The following is an 18,192-nucleotide window of genomic DNA, read 5'->3' on the forward strand; positions in this document are numbered from 1 at the left end:
TACAAAGATGCCTCCGCGTGTCGCGAGAACACCCACAACACCACGGGTGGCGGGATCAGGACGATGCGGCCCCCGCGCGCTTCCACAGGCTCGGCCAGTCGACGCCGAGCTCCCGCACGAGCCCGCGCAGGCGCGGGATCGAGAGGCCGACGACCGTGTGCGGATCGCCCACGATGCCGCTGATGAAGCCGGCGCCCAGGCTGTCGATCGTGAAGGCGCCCGCGACGTGCAGCGGCTCACCCGTCGCGACGTACGCGTCGATCTCGTCGTCCGTGATGTCGTCCGCGAACGTGACCGTCGCGGCCGTCGGCCCACCCACCCCGCGCACGACCTCGCCGCCGCGGACGAGCAGAAGGTGGTGGCCGGAGTGCAGCACCCCGGTGCGGCCACGCTGGGCGAGCCAGCGCTCCCTGGCCCGCTCGGGCGTGTGCGGCTTGCCGTAGATGACCCCGTCGAGCTCGAAGGCAGAGTCGCCACCCAGCACGAGCCCGTCGATCGGCTCGCCGGCGTTGGCCGCGACCCCGCCCTCCGCCTTGGCCCGCGCGAGCAACTGCACCATCTCCGCGGCGGGCAGCGGATCCCTGCCCTGCTCGGCCCGGCGCACCGTCTCCTCCTCGTCGACGAGGGGCGCGAGCACGACGGGCTCGATGCCCGCGGCCCGCAGGGTGGCGAGCCGGGCCGGTGAGGTGGAGGCGAGGTAGAGGCGCATGGGCACTTCCTGACGCGGTGTGGGATGCTCGACGGATGGGACAGTCGCGCCACGCATCCGCCGGCGCCGACGCCTCGGCGGTCGGCACCGAGCTCGAGTTGGAGGTCACCAACGTAGCCCACGGCGGTGTCTTCGTCGCCCGGCACGAGGGCCGCGTGGTGTTCGTCTCCGACACCGTGCCCGGCGAGCGGGTGCGGGCGCGGATCGCCGACACGGGCCACTCGCGCTTCTGGCGCGCGGAGACGGTCGAGGTGCTCGAGGCGTCCCCGCACCGCCGGGCGCACGTCTGGTCGGCCGCGGCCGTGGACCGGGCGCCGGAGGATCGGGCGGGCGGCGCCGAGTTCGGCCACATCGAGCTCGGCCACCAGCGCGAGCTGAAGCGGCGCGTGCTTGCCGACTCGCTGTCCCGCATGGCGCACATCGAATCCGACGTCACGGTCGAGGCCCTGCCGGGCGACGACGAGGCGGGCGGCCTCGGCTGGCGCACCCGGGTGCGCCTGCACGTCGACGAGGACGGGAGCCTCGGCCCCTTCGCCGCGCGGTCGCACCGCGTCATCCCCGTGAACGAGCTCCCGCTCGCGACCCGCGCGGTCAACGAGAACGCGCCCTTCGGGCAGCGCTTCCCGTCCGCCGAGGCGGTGGACGTCGTCGCCCCCTCGACGGGGCCGGCACGCGTCCTGCTGCTCGACGGCACCGCGCAGCGGCGGGACACGGTGACCGAGGTCGTGCGGGGGAGGCGCTTCGCCCTCGAGGCCGGCGGCTTCTGGCAGGTGCACCGGGCCGCGGCGGAGACGCTCTACGACGCCGTCCAGTCCACCGTGGACGAGGCCGCGTTCGATCCGCGGGCGGCGAACCTCGACCTGTACGGCGGGGTCGGGCTGCTCGCCGCCGCGCTCGGCGACCGCTTCGGTGGCACGGTGCGGGTGACCAGCGTCGAGAGCAACGAGGTGGCGACGGAGTACGCAGGCGAGAACCTCTCCGAGTGGGTGGGCGCGCAGGCCGTGACGGCGCGCGTCGAGCGCTACCTGCAGCAGCTGTCGCGCGACGCGTCCGCGGCCGAGCGCAGGCGGCTGGAAGCGGCCACCGTGCTGCTCGACCCGCCGCGCTCCGGCGCGAAGCGCCCGGTCGTCGATGCCCTGGCAGCGCTTCGTCCCGCGCAGGTCGTCTACGTCGCCTGCGACCCCGTCGCGTTCTCGCGCGACGTCGCGCTGTTCGCCGAGCGCGGCTACTCGCTGCAGTCGCTCCGCGCCTTCGACCTGTTCCCGCACACCCACCACGTCGAGGCCGTCGGCCTGCTCACGCGGTAGGCGGGGGACGGCGGTCGGGCGCGCGACGGCCGGTGTGCCCCGTCGCCGTCCCCCGCCGCCATTGCGGTAGGGGGCTCGGTGTGCGCCCCTGGCCCGTTTGCACCCGGATCAGGGCGTCTCCGCCTTTCGAAACCCTTCGAAATCATCCGGACCCCTTTTTCTCAAGTACGATGTGCCCCATTCGCGGGCGAATTCCTTCGCATTAGGAATTCGATGTGACCCCCTATCGAGGGACCCTCTAAAAGGGGCCGCCATGTACCCATAAGGGGGCATATTGCCCCTATCGATCCCCCCGTAATGTCGATTCCAAGACATCCGGGGGGAATCTTTCATGAAGAACAGAATTGCGCTCGCAATCATGCCTGCTATCACTCTTGCTGCTATGACCCTGACGCTCGGCGCCACGCCGGCGCACGCGGACCCGATCACCACGCAGCCCGAGAAGAACCGCACCGTCGCGTCCGACACCTTCGGCCGCACCGTTTCCGGCGGCTGGGGAACGTCGAGCACCGGTGGCGCGTACACGCTCTCGAAGGCGTCGTCCTTCTCGACCGACGGCAAGGCCGGTGTGGTGTCGATCCCGACGCCCGGCAGCTCCCGCACCGCGACGCTCAGCGGCGTCTCCGCGACCGACGTCCGCGTCGGCCAGACCTTCACCGTTCCGGCGCTCCCGACGACGGGCGGCGGGCTCTACGTCAGCAGCCGGCTCCGCGTCGCCAAGGACTCCTACTACGTCGCCAACCTCCGCATCGACGCCGAGGGCGCCGCTCGCCTCTCGGTGGACCGGGTGAACGGATCCGTGGCGAACACCACCTCGATCATCAAGGACAAGGTCGTGCTCGCCAAGGTTCCGGCCGGCAAGCCCGTCCGCCTCGAGTTCCAGGCCACCGGCACCGACGCCGTCATGCTCCGGGCCCGTGCCTGGGCGACCAGCGGCGCCATGCCGGACTGGCAGCTGACCATGAGCGACAAGAGCGCCAGCCGCCTGGCCGGCGCCGGCGCCGCTGCCATCAACGGCTACCTCTCCAGCACGACTCCCGCGCTCAAGTTCACCGTCGACGACGTCTCCGTCGTCACCCTCGACCCGAAGCCGGCAGCCGCGGCGCCCGCTCCCGCCCCGAAGCCGGCACCTGCGCCCGCGCCTGCTCCTGCTCCTGCTCCGGTCCCCGAGTCCGCCGCCAAGCCCGTCACGCCTTCCGCCCCCGCCCCCGTCGTGAGCACGGACGTGCGTCAGACCGCCGGCGTGCCGAAGGGCACCAAGCTCACCGTGCACGAGGGCGACATCACCGTCACGAAGCCCGGAACCGTCATCGACGGCCTGGACGTGCACGGCCTCATCACGATCAAGGCAGCCAACGTCACGATCAAGAACTCCATCGTCCGCGGCGGTCCGCAGACGAAGAACGGGGCGATGATCAGCAACTACACGTCCGGTCTCCCCTTCACGGTCCTGAACACCGAGCTCGTCGCCAGTCACCCGTCGCCCTACGTCAACGGCATCCTCGGCTCGAACTTCACGGCCCGCGGCCTGAAGATCCACGACGTCATCGACGGCATCCACATCATCGGGGACAACGTGACGGTCGAGGACTCCTGGATCTACGACAACCTGCACTTCCTCCAGGACCCGAACCACAAGGGCACGCCCAGCCACGACGACACCATCCAGATCCAGCAGGGCAGCAACATCCGGATCGCGAACAACCACATGACCGGCCCGCACAACGCGATCGTCCAGATCACGCAGGACCGCGGCGTCGTGTCCAAGATCACGTTCACCAAGAACATCGTCGACAACGGCTTCTGCAGCATCAACATCGCGCAGAAGAACTACGGACCGATCGCCGGCTTCACCATCACCGACAACACGTTCGGCCGTAACACCTCGCACCCCAACTGCGCCATCGTGTCGCCGCTGACCACCACCCCGCTGCTCACCCTGGCGAACAACACCTGGGCTGACAATGGCAAGGCGATCAGCATCACCCGCGGTCGCTGACGCACCACCCGAGCGAGAAGCCCCCGCCCATCAGGGCGGGGGCTTCTCCCCGTCCGCGCGGTGCACGATCTGCGGCATCCTCGGGGCGAAACGAAGGATCGGCACAGGATAAGCGACACCGGGTGAACCGAGTCACTCGAGAAAGAGAAAAGCGCAGGCCGTCGATAAGCGCTCGGATTATGTCATCAACACGAATAGGAACAGGAATCCGGTGATCGGGATGATCCGCAGAAAAGCGAGTCGGGCGCACGGGAGTGCTATGCCGGAGGCGTCGGCGGACCATTCCCCGGAGCTTATTCGCACGAATTCCTCCCGTACTCGGACCGCACAACAGACCCCGGGCGCGAGGCCCGGCGCCGTTGGCCCGGCCGGGCTTCGGTCCGAGCCCGTGGTGCGGGCCGATACGATGGGTGCGGGCGCTAGGGGCGGCGCCGAGGGATGTGGGTTGGGACGCCAGTGAACAACGCAGCAGTGGAAGAGAAATCGGCCGATGCGCCGCAGCGCGTACGGGTCGCGGTCGTCGATGATCACGAGTCGGTGCGGCTCGGACTGAAGGCGGCTTGCATCGACGCGGGATACGAGTTCGTGCTCGCCGCCGCCAGCGCCAGGGAGCTCGTCGAGGGACTCGTCGGCAAGGCGTGCGACGTCGTCGTGCTCGACCTGTCGCTCGGTGACGGCTCGACCGTGACGGAGAACGTGAAGAGCGCGCAGGAAACCGGCGCGGCGGTGCTTGTGCACAGCATCGCCGACCGGGTCGCCAGCGTGCGCGAGGCGCTGGCCGCCGGTGCCGCGGGCGTTATCCCGAAGTCCTCCGCGACCCGCACCGTCATGGCGGCCATCGCGACGGTGGCCCGGGGCGACGTGCTCAACAACCTCGAGTGGGCGACCGCCATTGACGCGGACAGCGACTTCGCCAAGGCGCAGCTGGGCCGTCGGGAGCGCGACGTCCTGCACCTGTACGCCTCCGGGCTGCCGTTGAAGGCCGTGGCCGAGCAGCTCGGCATCGCGAACTCGACGGCTCGGGAGTACCTCGACCGCATCCGCGTGAAGTACGTCGAGGTGGGCCGTCCTGCCCCCACCAAGGTGGACCTCCTGCGCCGCGCCGTCGAGGACGGCATCCTGCCGGGACTCGACCAGGACGGCGGCGATGGCCGCTGAGACGGCGGCGTTAGTCCCCGTCCCCGAGGCCAGTAGCCCCAAGAACCCGATCAGCCGGGCCCGCATCGAGACGGTCCTCGCGCGCGCCGTCGGTGGATTCGGCCTTCTCTTCTTCGCGTTCCAGGGGCTCCCCGCCCTCCTCCGTCAGAACGAACTGCTCAACCCGGGCTGGTCGGCCCTCGTGATCACGGCGGTCTTCGGCGGCCTCGTCGCCGTCGCGGTCGCGAGCCTCGTCCGACGCTGGGTCATGCCGGCGAACCGGTTCGTGGCGGTCGCGTACCTCGTTGCGCTCGCGACCTGGCCGCTCGGGGTGGAGGGCCCGCAGGGCTTCCAGAGCGACCAGCCGTGGCTGTACGGCATCATGACCGTCGCCACGTCTTGCGCCGCCATCGCCTTCCCGGTCTGGGTCGCCTCGGTGTACACGGTGCTGTCGCCCGTGATCTACGGCATCGTGCGGGTCCTGCCCGGCGGCGGCGGGGCGCCGCTCGGCCTCACCGCGCTCGAGGTCGTCTACTCGATCATCCTCGGCGGCGCCGCGCTCGTGCTGGTCACGGTGCTGCGGCAGGCCACGAGCACGGTCGACACGGCGCAGCACACCGCGCTCGACCGGTACTCCCGCGCGGTGCGGCAGCACGCGACGGAGGTGGAGCGCGTGCAGGTGGACGCCATCGTGCACGACAGCGTGCTGACCACGTTCCTCTCGGCGGCCCGCGCGTACACGCCGGAGTCGCAGGACCTGGCGGCGCGGATGGCGCAGAACGCCATCCGGCACCTCGCCGACGCCGCGGTGAGCACGGGCGAGGACGGCGCACTCGTGCCGGTCAACACCCTCTCCCAGCGCATCGCCGCCTCGGCGGGCGGGTTCTCGGTTCCCTTCGAGCTGCGGTTGGCGGAGTGCACGGGTCACGGCGTGCCCGAGAACGCGGCGGAGGCGCTGCACTCGGCGACCGTGCAGGCCATGGTCAACAGCGTGCAGCACGCCGGCCGGCCCGAGCGCGCCGTCCACCGGTGGGTGTCCGTCGCGGGCACGACCGCCGGCGGCGTCGTGATCGAGATCGGCGACGACGGGGCAGGCTTCGACCCCCGCCGCACCCCGGGCGAGCGACTCGGCCTCCGGGTGTCGATCATCGAGCGGGTCGCTAAGGTCGGCGGCACCGTCGCCGTGGAGTCCGAGCCGGGGCGGGGCACGGTGCTGCGCATCGAGTGGCCGGGCGAGGCCAACGTCGTTCCACCCATCGCGCCGGACGGGGGAATGGCATGATCGCCGTCCCGCGCACCGTCATCCTCGCCCTCGCCGGGCTGTTCTCGGCGTACCACGTGCTCCTCGGCTTCGTCTCGCGGGATCAGCCCGCGAGCCCCGTTCCCGCGCTGCTCGCCATGGTGCTCTACGTGGTGGCTACGACGCTCAGCCTCTGGCCGCGTGGGCCGGTGCTCATGCCCACCTGGCTCGCCGCCTTCAACCTCGCCGTGTCCATCGCGATGCCGCTCCTCGTGACCAGCCAGCTGGACCCGAACGACCAGAACGGGTACGCCACCTGGTACGTGGCCGCCGTGGGCACCCTGCTCACGATCACCTCGACCAGGCGCCGGCAGGCATTCGCCTGGGTCGGCGTGCTCTCGCTCGTCCTGCAGACCGTGCTCTGGGCCGGCCCGGAGGGGCTGTCCGATCTCGGCGTGCTCGGCAGCGTCGTCTGGGTCGCGGTGTCGCACCTGCTCGCGCGGGCCCTCGCGAAGGCCGGCCGGGACACCCGCCAGTTCGGCCTCGCCGAGCGCGAGGCGGCGGACTGGCAGGCCGCGCAGGACGCGCACCTGTTCGAGCGGCAGTTCCGGCTCCGCCAGACGAGCAGCATGGCGCTGCCCATGCTCCGGCGGATCGTGGAGCAGAACGGCAGGCTGAGCGACGACGAGCGGCAGGAGTGCCTCTACCTCGAGGGCGCCATCCGCGACGAGATCCGCGGCCGCAAGCTGCTCAACGACGCCGTGCGCCACGAGGTCATGGACGCCCGGCGCCGGGGCACCGTCGTCACGCTGCTCGACGAGGGGGGCATCGACGACCTCGACGAGGCGGAGCTCTCGCGCGTGCACTACTCGCTCGCCGACGCGATCCGGGCGACGCGCACCGACCGGCTGATCGCCCGCACGGTGCCGGAGGGGTCCGCCACGGCGGTCACGGTGGTGGGCCTGAGCGTCGGGGGTGACGGCAGTGCGAGCATGCTCGGCGAGGACGATCTCGACGACGAGGTGGACCTCTGGCTGGAGATCCCGCGCGTCGTCGTCAGTCGAGCCGACGCCTGACGCCCAAACCCAGGTGTTCACAGCCTGACGCTCGCGCCTGAGGCCCGACGGCATGCCCCGCTCAGCCGAGCAGCGGCTCCAGGCTGCGCGCGCCGTCCCGGAGCCGGTCGAGCACGTCCCCCGGGTCCGCCACCCGCGTCGCCGGCGCGGACAGTGCCAGCCCGGCCACGAGCCGGCCGCGTGGACCCCGGATGGGCAGCGCGATGCAGCCGTAACCGCGGGAGAACTCGGCCACCTGCCGGGCGAAGCCCGCGGACTCGGTCTCGCGGCGGATCTCGATGACCCGCTCCGCCGACGCCCGGAGGGTGCCCGGCAGGGGCTGACCCGTCGCGGCCAGCTCCGCCAGCAGCAGCCGGCCCATCGCCGACGCGTCGAGCTCGCGGAGGGCGCGCGCCTCGTCGGTGAGCGGGAAGTCCGGATCGAGGTCGAGCGGCTGGACGCGGTCGCCGTCGTAGCGGACGAGGTGGATGCCGCCGCGGATGTGCCCGCGCAGCGCGTCCAGCACCGAACGTGCGGCGCGTGGGGGAGGCGGCGGCGCGACGAGCGACGCGAGTTCGACCACCTTCCGCCCGAGGGCGAACCCGCGCAGGTCGGGCATGCGCACCAGGTACTCGTCCTCGACCAGGAGCGCGATGAGCCGGTACGCGGTTGCCCGTGGCATGCCGAGGGCGACGGAGATCTCCTGGGCCGTCACGCCGGGCCCGCTGCGGGCGACCTCCTCGATGACGGACAGGGCGCTGTGGATCGCCTTGGGCTGTCGGCCGCGCAGCTCGATCGCCGCGGGCGGCGCGGTCGGTCCGGATGCGGGCGCCAGCTCGGCACGCCCGCCCGTGACTGGGCCCGGCAGACCCTGCCCCTCCCGCGGTCCCGGCCACGTCATGGCGACGCCGCTCATTCCCCACCCGGCGCGGCCGGAGCCGAACCGGCCCCGAGCACGTCCGCGGCGACCGGCTCGTCGTACACGCCGATGGTCGCGCGCAACCACGGACGCCTGCTGAGCGCGATCGCGTAGGAGATCCCGCCCGCGGCCATCCCGACGGCGAAGACGAGGACGCCGGCCCATCTCTCGCTCGTGACCTCGAGCGCGAGGTACGCGACCAGGGCCCCGCCGAGGAGGACCGCCGCGGAGACCGCGCGCAGCCCCACGGCGGCCGTGAGCTCCCCGATGCGGCGCAGGAGCACGGGCACCGCGACGCAGGCGAGCAGATACGCGGTGATGTAACCGGCAGCTGAGGCGACGAGCAGCACCCGCATGGCGTCCCAAAGGGCGACGCCGGCGAGCGCGGTGACGATGGGGACCGCGGCGACGACCGGGACGGATGCGGCGACCGCGACCAGCGGCGTGCGGAACCGGGGGTGGGTGCGCCCGAACGCGGCGGGCAGGACGCCCTCGCGTCCCATGGAGAACAACACGCGTGCGAGCGCCATCATCGAGGCGATGGCGCAGGCCAGGCAGGAGGCCGCGATGCCCACGTCGAGCATCAGACCGACTCCCTCGACCCCGTTCGCGGAGGCGAGGTCGTCGACCGGTGAGTCGCTCGACGTGATGTCGAGGCCGAGCGCCCGGAAGCCGACGAGCTGGCTGTAGCAGGCGAGGAGGTAGAAGCCGCCGGCCCCGAGCACGGTCCAGCGCACCGCGCGAGGGATCGCGGAGTACGGCCGGCGCGCCTCCACCCCGAGCGAGGTCGGCGTCTCGAAGCCGACGAACGCGGTGACGGCCAGCACGGCGCCGACCGCGAAGGCGGCGGGCGACGTGCCCTCGAGGCTCAGGACCCCGACGTCCACCGGGCCGACCGTGACCAGCAGGGCGACGACGAGGGCGAGGATGATGACGACCGACACGCTCTCGACGACGAGGGTCACGCGCGTGGACAGGCGCACCCCTCCGGCCACGACAAGGAACACGACGGCGGCGAGCACGGCGATCACGGCGGCGGGCAGCAGCGGCGAGGCGGGCGCGGCTGCGCTGGCGGGGGTGGCGCGACCGAGCAGCAGGGCGGCGGTGTGACCGGCCCCGGTCAGGGCGAACATCGAGATGAAGCCGTAGCCGAGCAGCAGCGCGGTTCCCGTCGCCATCCCGGCGCCCGCACCGAGGCTGCGCGCGACGTAGGTGTACAGGGAGCCCGCGGCGGCGATCCGGCGCGCGAACTCGTTGACCGAGCCGGCCACGAGCAGCGACAGCAGCAGGGCGGTCCCGAGCGCCAGCAACGTGCCACCCGGGCTGCCCACGACGCCGGCGACGAGCGCCGGCAGGAGCGTCGCGGCGGCCGACGGAGCCATCGCGGAGACCGACTGCGCGAGCACGTCGACGAAGCCGACGCTCCGGCGATCCAGCCCCTCGACGGGGGAGCGCCTGCCCAGCCCGGGGACGGGCGGCGGCGACGCGATCGCGCGTTCGAGAGCCGTCACGCTGGTCCTCCTCGGATGCCGCCCGGCGCGGGCGCCTGGACTGCACGGTAACCGTGCCGCGTTGCGGCGGCGCGACACCCGTGTTTCCAACTCGTGACCCCTGAATGAGACGGCCGGCCCGGCGCGTCCCATTCGCCGATCAGCACTCGTTACGCCTGCGGAATCGGGCGGCAACGTCGGCGCGGGACGCTACCCGAGCGTGCATCGGCGCAATCCCTCACCCCTACAGGAGCACCATGTCAGCTGTTACGAAAGATCCGGCGGCCTTCCCAGCCCTGGCGCAGCCCCGCACGCTGCGCGGCTCCCTCGGCGTCACCGCCATCGTCTTCATGGTGGTCGCGGCCGCGGCCCCGCTCACCGTTGTGGGTGGTGCCGCCCCGCTCGGCATCCTGCTCGGCAACGGCGTCGGCTTCCCCAGCCTCTACGCCATCTCCGCCGTCATCCTCCTCTTCTTCGCGGTCGGCCTCGCCGCGATGACCCGGCACGTGCCGAAGCCCGGCGCGTTCTTCACCTTCGTCGGCTACGGTCTCGGCCGCCCGGCGGGACTCGCCGCGGCGTTCCTCGCGCTGCTCACCTACACCGCCATCCAGGTCAGCGTGCACGGCTACATCGGCTACCTGCTCGGCGTGACCGTCGCAGGCCTCGGCGGCCCGGAGCTGCCCTGGTACCTCTACTCGCTCGCCGTCGTCGCGCTCGTGGGTGTGCTCGGCTACCGGCACATCGACCTCTCCTCGAAGGTGCTCGGCGTGCTGCTCGTCGGCGAGGTGGGCATCGTGCTCGCGCTGGTCGCCGCCGTCGTGCTGACCGGCGGCGGCGAGGGCCTCTCCCTCGCGCCGTTCGAGCCGGCCAACGTGGTCAGCGGGTCCCCGGGCGTCGGCCTCATGTTCGCGATCGCGGCGTTCATCGGCTTCGAGGCCACGGCCATCTTCCGCGACGAGGCCCGGGACCCCGTGCGCACCATCCCGCGGGCCACCTACGTCGCCGTCATCGGCATCGGCGTCTTCTACACGCTCGCCTCGTGGGGCCTCGTCATGGCGTGGGGCCCGAGCCAGGCGCTCGCCGTGGCGGCGGACGATCCGGGCGCGATGATCCTCGTCACGACGGCGAAGTACCTCGGCCCGGCCGGGGAGCTGATCATGAACGTGCTGCTCATCACGAGCATGTTCGCCTGCGTGCTCTCCTTCCACAACGTGATCACCCGCTACCAGCACTCCATGTCAAACGCGGGTCTGCTGCCCGGCCTGCTCGGCGGCGTGCACACCCGGCACTCGTCGCCGCACTCGTCCTCGCTCGTGCAGAGCGGAACCGCGGCCGTGCTCGTCGTGCTGTTCGCGGTGCTCGGCCTCGACCCCGTGCTGCAGGTGTTCACCTGGTTCGCCGGCGTGTCCACCCTCGCGATCGCGATCCTCATGGCCGTCACGAGCCTCGCCGTCATTGTCTACTTCGCCCGCACCAGAAAGGACCGGCGGGTCTGGAACACGGTGATCGCCCCCGCGCTCGGTCTCGTCGGGCTCGTCGGGTCGGCCGCCGTGATCACGGCCTACTTCCCGCTGCTCGTCGGCGACGTCGACGCCGAGGGCGCGCCCGCCTTCGGTGCGGTGAGCGCGGTGCTGCTGACGGTCATCGTCGCCTTCCCGGTGTTCGGCGTCGTGCAGGCGCTCGTCCTCCGGCGCGCCCGGCCGGCCGCCTACGCCACCATCACCGAGGCCATCGCCTGACGCCGACGGCGTCCGTCCCCGCCTCCCCCTTCCGCTTCTTCCCTCCGCGCCGCTCCCGGCGCACACGCACCACGACCCAAGGAGAACGACCATGACCATCGCCGACATCGAGATCCCCGCGACCGCCCAGCAGGGCGCGGGCGCCCCGCACCCGCTCGCGAGCCTCACGGCCACCGAGTTCGAGCGGATCCGGGACATCGTGACCGCCGCCCCGGACTTCACGGCGACGACGCGTTTCGCCTACGTCGGCCTCGAGGAGCCGCACAAGCGCGAGGTGCTCGCCTGGCAGGCGGGGGAGGGCGAGCTGCCCGACCGCCGCGCCCGGGTGATGCTGCTGGACGTCACGACCGGGCGCTCGACCGACAACGTCGTGTCCCTCGGCGCGGGCGACTTCGTGTCCACCGTCGTGCTCGACGGCTCGACCGGGCAGCTGCCCATCCTCATCGAGGAGTTCGACGCCATCGCCGGCATCGTCGCGGAGGACGCCGGCTGGGTGGCCGCGCTGGCCGCCCGCGGCCTCACCGTCGACACCGTCATCGTCGTGCCGCTGTCCGCCGGGTACTACGGCTACGAGGAGGAGGAGGGCCGCCGCATCGTGCGGGTGCTCGCGTTCCGCCAGGACTACCCCGAGGACCACCCCTGGGCGCACCCCGTGGACGGCCTCAGCGCATACGTCGACACGGCGGCGCGCAGCGTCACCCGGCTGATCGACGCCGGCCAGCTGCCGGTGCCCGCGGAGTCCGGGAACTTCGACGACCCCGCCGTGCAGGGCGCGCCGCTCACCACGCTGAAGCCCATCGTCATCACCCAGCCCGAGGGGCCGAGCTTCACCGTGGACGGGGAGTGGGTCTCCTGGGCGAACTGGCGATTCCAGGTGGGCTTCGACACCCGGGAGGGCCTCGTGCTGCGCCAGCTGTCGTTCGACGACCAGGGCGAGCAGCGGCCGGTCATCTACCGCGCCTCCATCAACGAGATGCTCGTGCCCTACGCCGACCCGTCTCCCGTGCGCTTCTGGCAGAACTACTTCGACACCGGCGAGTACCTGTTCGGCCGGTTCACGAACTCCCTCGCGCTCGGCTGCGACTGCGTCGGCGAGATCCACTACTTCGACGCCACCCTGGCCGACGAGCTCGGCAACCCGTTCACCATCGAGAACGGCATCTGCATGCACGAGGAGGACTTCGGCACGCTGTGGAAGCACAGCGACATGTTCACCGGGTCGAGCGAGGTGCGCCGGTCCCGCCGCCTCGTCATCTCGTTCTTCACCACCGTGGGCAACTACGACTACGGCTTCTACTGGTACCTCTATCTCGACGGCACCATCGAGTGCGAGGCGAAGCTCACCGGCATCCTGTTCACCTCGTCCTACCCGGGCACGGATGCGGACGGCGCGGACTACCCGTACGCGTCCGAGGTGGCGCCCGGCCTCGGCGGCCCGTTCCACCAGCACCTGTTCTCCGCCCGGCTGGACATGATGGTCGACGGACTGTCGAACGCGGTCGACGAGGTCGAGGCGGTGCGGGTGCCGGTCGGCCCCGGCAACCCGCACGGCAACGCGTTCACCAACCGCCGCACGCGCCTCTCCTCGGAGAGCGAGTCCGGGCGCGTAGCCGACGCCTCCGTCGCTCGGGCCTGGCACGTGGTCAACACGGAGAAGACGAACCGGATGGGGCGCCCGACCGGGTACGTGCTCTACCCGGAGGACGCGCCCGTGCTGCTGGCCGACGACTCGTCCTCCATCGCGAAGCGGGCGGAGTTCGCCACGAAGCACCTGTTCGTGACCCAGTACGACCCGGCCGAGCGGTACGCGGCGGGCGACTTCGTGCACCAGAACCCGGGCGGCGACGGCGTGACCAGGTACACGTCGGGCGACCGGGGCATCGACGGCGAGGACATCGTGCTGTGGCACACGTTCGGGCCGACGCACTTCCCGCGCCCCGAGGACTGGCCCGTCATGCCGACCGACTACGCGAAGTTCACGCTGAAGCCCTACGGCTTCTTCGGCAAGAACCCCGCCCTCAACGTGCCGCCGAGCACGGCGTCGGACCACTGCTCGATGGGGCACGGGTCCGTCGGGGCGCACGAGACCCACGCGGGCCAGGCCGGCCACCCGGGCCACGGCACGCACGAGGGCCACCCGGGACACACGCACTAGGGACCGGGACACCGATGGCCGAGATCCTCCACCTTGGCGCGCTGCTGCCCGCCGCCGTGAGCGCAAGCTGCACGGTCGGCGCGGCCCGGTCGCGCGGGGCGCTGGGAGTGATCTCGGCCATCGTCATGCTCGCCGCCATGCTCGACCTCACCGGGGGAGGCGTCCTGTCGCCCCTGCTCTGGAGCGCCCTGCTCGTCGCCTCGGCGGTGGGCGGGGCGCTCGCCGCCCGCGTCTCCCCGGTCGCGCTCCGGGACGGGATGCGGACGCATGGCGCCCTGGGGCTCGTCGTCATGGCGGGCCTCGTGGTGCTGATGGCGGGGGCGGGCTCGGCGGGGACGGTTCCCTCGGGGGCCGACCCGGCGGGGGTCCATGCCCCGCACGCCGCGCTTGCGGCGGGTCCGCTCGCCGGCACGGTGTGGGCCGGAACCGCCGCCTACCTCGCATTCAGCTGCGTGCTGCTTCGACGCCCGGGTGCGGCCACGGTGCACGCCGTGGCGATACCGGTACCGGCGGCGCGGGGCGGCGTGCGCCTTCGCCGCACGCGGCACCGCGGCGCCGTCCCGCGTGGCTGGCACCGCGACCGGATCGAGGTCGCCGGCATGGCGTCGTCGGTCGCGCTCATGGCTGGGGCCCTGCTGGCCTGAGCCGCCGACGCACGGCGGCGGAGCAGGGCGAGCCGTTAACGAAGGAAAGGGCCGGTCTTGGACCGGCCCTTTCCTAACCCCGAGTCAGAACGACAACCCGAATATCGCCCTGACTCGCCCCCAAAACATTCGCCCGCTTACCCTAGTCGGCGAATGTCAGGTGGTGTGACTCTTGGAGTAACACCTAGCGATACCTATCTTGGTGGCCCGGCAGAGGCGGGGAAAGTCGTCATTTATGAGGACAACCGGGGGACAATTTCTCGGGCCCGAATCGCGGAGCGGCCCGCAACCCCGGTGAGCGGCCCATCCGGCGGCTCGAATCCGGGGTACAGCGTGATCACGGAAGGATCACGGTGCTGAGGATGCCGATGTGCTCGGCACGGCGGCATCCGGGTCGAGGCTAGCGCATCCGCCCGGGGCACACCAGAGGGCGAAGCGGTGATCAGCCCGAGAAGCCCCGCCAGCGGCCCCGGCCGACCTCGATCGGGCTACGGATGCCCCGGCGGCTGCGGTCCCACGCGGACGGCGGGGGGACCACGGCCTCCTCGGCCGGGACCGAGCCGCGCTGCTCCGCGAGGGCGGCGAGCACCGCCGTCACCGCGGCGATCTCCTCCTCGGACGGGTTCCCCGCGGTGACCCGCACGTCGACCGCCGCCGGCTCCGCGGTCGCGTCGCCCCGGGTCGTGCCCTCGTCGCTCACAGCGGGATGTTCCCGTGCTTCTTGGGCGGCACGTTCGCGCGCTTGGTGCGCAGTGCCCGCATGGCCTTGATGACGGAGACACGGGTTGCGGCCGGCTCGATCACGCCGTCGAGCTCGCCGCGCTCCGCCGCGAGGAAGGGGCTGGCCACGTTGTAGGTGTACTCGTTGGCGAGCTTCGTGCGCACGGCGGCCACGTCCTCGCCCGCCTCCTCCGCACGCCTGATCTCGCCGCGGTAGAGGATGTTGACCGCGCCCTGACCGCCCATGACGGCGATCTCGGCGGTGGGCCACGCAAGGTTGATGTCGGCGCCGAGCTGCTTGGAGCCCATCACGATGTACGCGCCGCCGTAGGCCTTGCGCGTGATGATCGTCACGAGCGGCACCGTTGCCTCGGCGTAGGCGTACAGCAGCTTCGCGCCGCGCCGGATGACGCCCGTCCACTCCTGGTCCGTGCCCGGCAGGTAACCCGGCACGTCGACGAACGTGAGGATCGGGATCGAGAAGGCGTCGCAGAACCGCACGAAGCGGGCCGCCTTCTCGCCGGCCTCGATGTTGAGGGTGCCCGCCATCGCGTTCGGCTGGTTCGCCACGATGCCGACGGACCGGCCCTCGACCCGGGCGAAGCCGACGACGATGTTCGGCGCGAACAGGGGCTGCGTCTCCAGGAACTCGCCGTGGTCGACGACGTGCTCGATGACCGTGTGCACGTCGTACGGCTGGTTGGGGGAGTCCGGGATGAGGGTGTTCAGCTTGCGGTCGGCGTCGGTGATCTCGAGCTCGACCTCGTTCGCGTACACCGGCAGCTCGGAGAGGTTGTTGTCGGGGAGGTAGCCGATGAGGGTCCTGGCGTAGTCGAGCGCGTCGTTCTCGTCGCTCGCCAGGTAGTGCGAGACGCCGGAGACGCTGTTGTGCGTGTAGGCGCCGCCCAGCTCCTCGAAGCCGACGTCCTCGCCGGTGACCGTCTTGATGACGTCCGGCCCGGTGACGAACATGTGGCTCTTCTTGTCGACCATGATCACGAAGTCGGTGAGCGCGGGGGAGTAGACCGCGCCACCCGCCGCCGGGCCCATGATGATCGAGATCTGCGGGATGACCCCGGATGCCGCCGTGTTCAGGCGGAAGATCTCGCCGTACTTGCCGAGGGCGACCACGCCCTCCTGAATCCGGGCGCCGCCCGAGTCGAGGAGCCCGATGATGGGCACGCCCGTCTTGATGGCGAGCTCCATCACCTTGATGATCTTCTCGCCGGCGACCTCGCCGAGGGAGCCGCCGAAGATCGTGAAGTCCTGCGAGTAGACCGCCACCTGGCGGCCGTGGATGGTGCCGGTGCCGGTGACGACAGCGTCACCGTAGGGGCGCTTGCTCTCCATGCCGAAGGCGTGCGTGCGGTGGCGCACGAACTCGTCCAGCTCGACGAAGGAGCCGTGGTCGAGCAGGAGGGCGATGCGCTCCCGGGCGGTCATCTTGCCGCGCGCGTGCTGCTTCTCGATGGCGGCCTCGCCGCTCGCCGTGACCGCCTCGTGGTACCGGTTCTTGAGATCCGCGAGCTTGCCTGCGGTCGTGTGCATGTCTGGGCGGGAGTCGCTGGGGGTCACGCGGCCACTTTACCTGCGGGCCCGAGCCCGGCACGGCCGGCCGCGCGCGGGAGGCGGGAGAGCGGGGGCCGCGTCCTAGGCTTGCCGCATGCCGTTCCCGCGCGCCGCCGCCGTCAGCCCCCGGCTCGAGCATCTCGAGCACACCGGCTCCACGAACGACGACCTCGTCGCCCGGGCCACGGGTACCGACGCGGCGTCCTGGCCGTCGCTCTCCGTCGTCGTCACCACGGACCAGCGGTCCGGCCGGGGGCGGCTCGGCCGCTCGTGGGTCGCGCCTGCCGGCAGCTCCCTCGCCGCCTCCGTGCTGCTGCGCATCGAGGGCGTGCCGGTGGAGCGCTGGGGGTGGGTGCCGCTGCTCGCGGGCGCCGCGATGACCCGGGCCGTCCGCGCCGCGCTCGCGACCGTGCCCGAGCCTGCGCCGGAGGTGACGCTCAAGTGGCCGAACGACGTGCTGATCGACGGCGCGAAGGTGTGCGGCATCCTCTGCGAGCTGCTGCCCGCCGCGGTGGTCGTCGGCTCCGGGGTGAACGTCTCCCTGGGCGACGAGGACCTGCCGACGCTCACCTCGACATCACTCGCGCTCGCCGGGGTCGCCGAGCCCGACGCGGATGCGCTGCTCGCCGACTACCTCACCGAGCTCTCGCGGCTCATCGACCGGTTCACGGCTTCGGCGGGTGACGCCGAGGCCTCCGGTCTTCGCGCCGAGGTCCAGGGCCTCTGCGGCACCATCGGCACCGACGTGCGGGTGCACCTGCCGGACGGCTCGCTTCTCGAGGGGCGCGCCACCGGTCTCGACGGCCTCGGCCGGATCGTCGTCCGGTCGGCCGCCGATTCGTCGACGACGGCGATCGCGGCGGGCGATGTGACGCATCTGCGGTAGAACTGAGGGCATGGCCAGGAAGGTTTCCACGTTCCCCTCCTCCGGCCAGCAGACCCCGCAGGACGCCGAGCCGATGCGCCCGGACCCGCCCGAGCGCATCCTCGCCCGGCTCCGGCCGCACGGTCGCGTGCTCGTGCTGCCGAGCCTCCTGCTCGTCGCCATCGCGGGCGCCGCCGGCTACTTCGGCGGGGTGCTCGAGGAGCCGTGGCAGGTCACCGCCCTCTACGCGGCGGCCGCCGCCGCGGTCGTCCTGTTCTGCCTGGTGCCCCTGCTCTCCTGGCTGAGTCACCGTTACGTCGTCACGACGAAGCGGGTCGTGCTCCGGCGTGGCCTCGTCGTCCGGGTAAGGCAGGAGCTGCTGCACAGCCGCGGCTACGACGTCAGCGTCACCCGCCGCCCCCTGCAGAGCATGTTCCGCAGCGGAGACGTGCGCATCAACACGGGGCTCGAGGCGCCGGTCGTGCTCCGGGACGTGCCGAACGCGGATCTGGTGCTCAGCGCGCTCCAGGACCTGATGGAGGCGAACGGGAACCCGATGGCCTCGAGGCGTCAGCAGTACGAGTCGCGACCGGGCGCCGCACCCGACGAAACCCAGGCGTACGGTGGTCGGTAATTTCTGTTCC

15 protein-coding genes are annotated in these 18,192 nt (G+C 71.8%); 10 read left to right on the forward strand and 5 right to left on the reverse strand.

The annotated features are described in order from the left end of the window. Positions 1–55 precede the first annotated feature (55 nt). Positions 56–709: a Maf family protein gene (locus DAI20_RS06620; RefSeq protein ID WP_205781380.1), complete on the reverse strand. Its 654-nt coding sequence runs from the start codon at positions 707–709 to the stop codon at positions 56–58. A gap of 35 nt (positions 710–744) precedes the next feature. Between DAI20_RS06620 and DAI20_RS06625 the strand changes: the two genes are divergently transcribed. The 5 genes from DAI20_RS06625 to DAI20_RS06655 all read left to right on the forward strand — a co-directional run bounded on the left by DAI20_RS06625 (position 745) and on the right by DAI20_RS06655 (position 7,468). Continuing rightward, positions 745–2,016, forward strand: coding sequence for a class I SAM-dependent RNA methyltransferase (locus DAI20_RS06625; protein ID WP_108249824.1), 1,272 nt, complete (start codon positions 745–747; stop codon positions 2,014–2,016). A 382-nt stretch (positions 2,017–2,398) separates the two neighbouring features. After that, positions 2,399–4,015 carry a right-handed parallel beta-helix repeat-containing protein gene (locus DAI20_RS18440; RefSeq protein WP_159084950.1) on the forward strand — a complete coding sequence of 539 codons (1,617 nt, stop codon included), beginning with the start codon at positions 2,399–2,401 and terminating at the stop codon, positions 4,013–4,015. A gap of 471 nt (positions 4,016–4,486) precedes the next feature. After that, positions 4,487–5,173, forward strand: a complete 687-nt coding sequence (locus DAI20_RS06645) for a response regulator transcription factor (RefSeq protein WP_108249828.1) — start codon at positions 4,487–4,489, stop codon at positions 5,171–5,173. Continuing rightward, a complete protein-coding gene (locus DAI20_RS06650) occupies positions 5,163–6,434 on the forward strand; it encodes a sensor histidine kinase (protein ID WP_108249829.1) in 1,272 nt (423 codons plus the stop codon). The genes DAI20_RS06645 and DAI20_RS06650 overlap by 11 nt, the downstream gene beginning before the upstream one ends. After that, entirely contained in the window at positions 6,431–7,468 is a 1,038-nt protein-coding gene (locus tag DAI20_RS06655) for a DUF8320 family protein (protein ID WP_108249830.1), read from the forward strand. Before DAI20_RS06650 ends, DAI20_RS06655 begins: the two co-directional genes overlap by 4 nt. A 61-nt stretch (positions 7,469–7,529) precedes the next feature. On the opposite strand, the gene DAI20_RS06660 is transcribed toward DAI20_RS06655, so the two are convergent. Beyond that, complete coding sequence (locus DAI20_RS06660; RefSeq protein ID WP_108249831.1) at positions 7,530–8,348, reverse strand: IclR family transcriptional regulator; 819 nt, start codon at positions 8,346–8,348, stop codon at positions 7,530–7,532. Between the two features lie 11 nt (positions 8,349–8,359). Continuing rightward, complete coding sequence (locus DAI20_RS06665) at positions 8,360–9,877, reverse strand: APC family permease (RefSeq protein ID WP_108249832.1); 1,518 nt, start codon at positions 9,875–9,877, stop codon at positions 8,360–8,362. A gap of 236 nt (positions 9,878–10,113) precedes the next feature. On the opposite strand from DAI20_RS06665, the gene DAI20_RS06670 reads away from it, so the two are divergent. The 3 genes from DAI20_RS06670 (at position 10,114) to DAI20_RS06680 (ending at position 14,394) form a co-directional block, all read left to right on the forward strand. Beyond that, entirely contained in the window at positions 10,114–11,595 is a 1,482-nt protein-coding gene (locus tag DAI20_RS06670; RefSeq protein ID WP_108249833.1) for an APC family permease, read from the forward strand. A 91-nt stretch (positions 11,596–11,686) separates the two neighbouring features. Next, positions 11,687–13,750, forward strand: a complete 2,064-nt coding sequence (locus tag DAI20_RS06675; protein ID WP_108249834.1) for a primary-amine oxidase — start codon at positions 11,687–11,689, stop codon at positions 13,748–13,750. Between the two features lie 14 nt (positions 13,751–13,764). Then, positions 13,765–14,394: a hypothetical protein gene (locus DAI20_RS06680; RefSeq protein ID WP_108249835.1), complete on the forward strand. Its 630-nt coding sequence runs from the start codon at positions 13,765–13,767 to the stop codon at positions 14,392–14,394. Between the two features lie 442 nt (positions 14,395–14,836). Here DAI20_RS06680 and DAI20_RS06685 read toward each other — a convergent pair whose 3' ends face one another. After that, entirely contained in the window at positions 14,837–15,094 is a 258-nt protein-coding gene (locus DAI20_RS06685) for an acyl-CoA carboxylase epsilon subunit (protein ID WP_240605948.1), read from the reverse strand. Further along, positions 15,091–16,662 carry an acyl-CoA carboxylase subunit beta gene (locus DAI20_RS06690; RefSeq protein ID WP_108249836.1) on the reverse strand — a complete coding sequence of 524 codons (1,572 nt, stop codon included), beginning with the start codon at positions 16,660–16,662 and terminating at the stop codon, positions 15,091–15,093. The genes DAI20_RS06685 and DAI20_RS06690 overlap by 4 nt, the downstream gene beginning before the upstream one ends. A 115-nt stretch (positions 16,663–16,777) precedes the next feature. Between DAI20_RS06690 and DAI20_RS06695 the strand changes: the two genes are divergently transcribed. Both DAI20_RS06695 and DAI20_RS06700 read left to right on the forward strand, forming a co-directional pair. Continuing rightward, positions 16,778–17,569, forward strand: a complete 792-nt coding sequence (locus DAI20_RS06695; RefSeq protein WP_108249837.1) for a biotin--[acetyl-CoA-carboxylase] ligase — start codon at positions 16,778–16,780, stop codon at positions 17,567–17,569. Between the two features lie 10 nt (positions 17,570–17,579). Then, on the forward strand, positions 17,580–18,182 hold the full coding sequence (locus DAI20_RS06700; protein ID WP_240605949.1) for a PH domain-containing protein: 603 nt from the start codon (positions 17,580–17,582) through the stop codon (positions 18,180–18,182). Positions 18,183–18,192: the final 10 nt, after the last annotated feature.

The sequence above is a fragment of the Planctomonas deserti genome (genome assembly GCF_003067705.1).
Taxonomy (GTDB): Bacteria; Actinomycetota; Actinomycetes; order Actinomycetales; family Microbacteriaceae; genus Planctomonas; species Planctomonas deserti.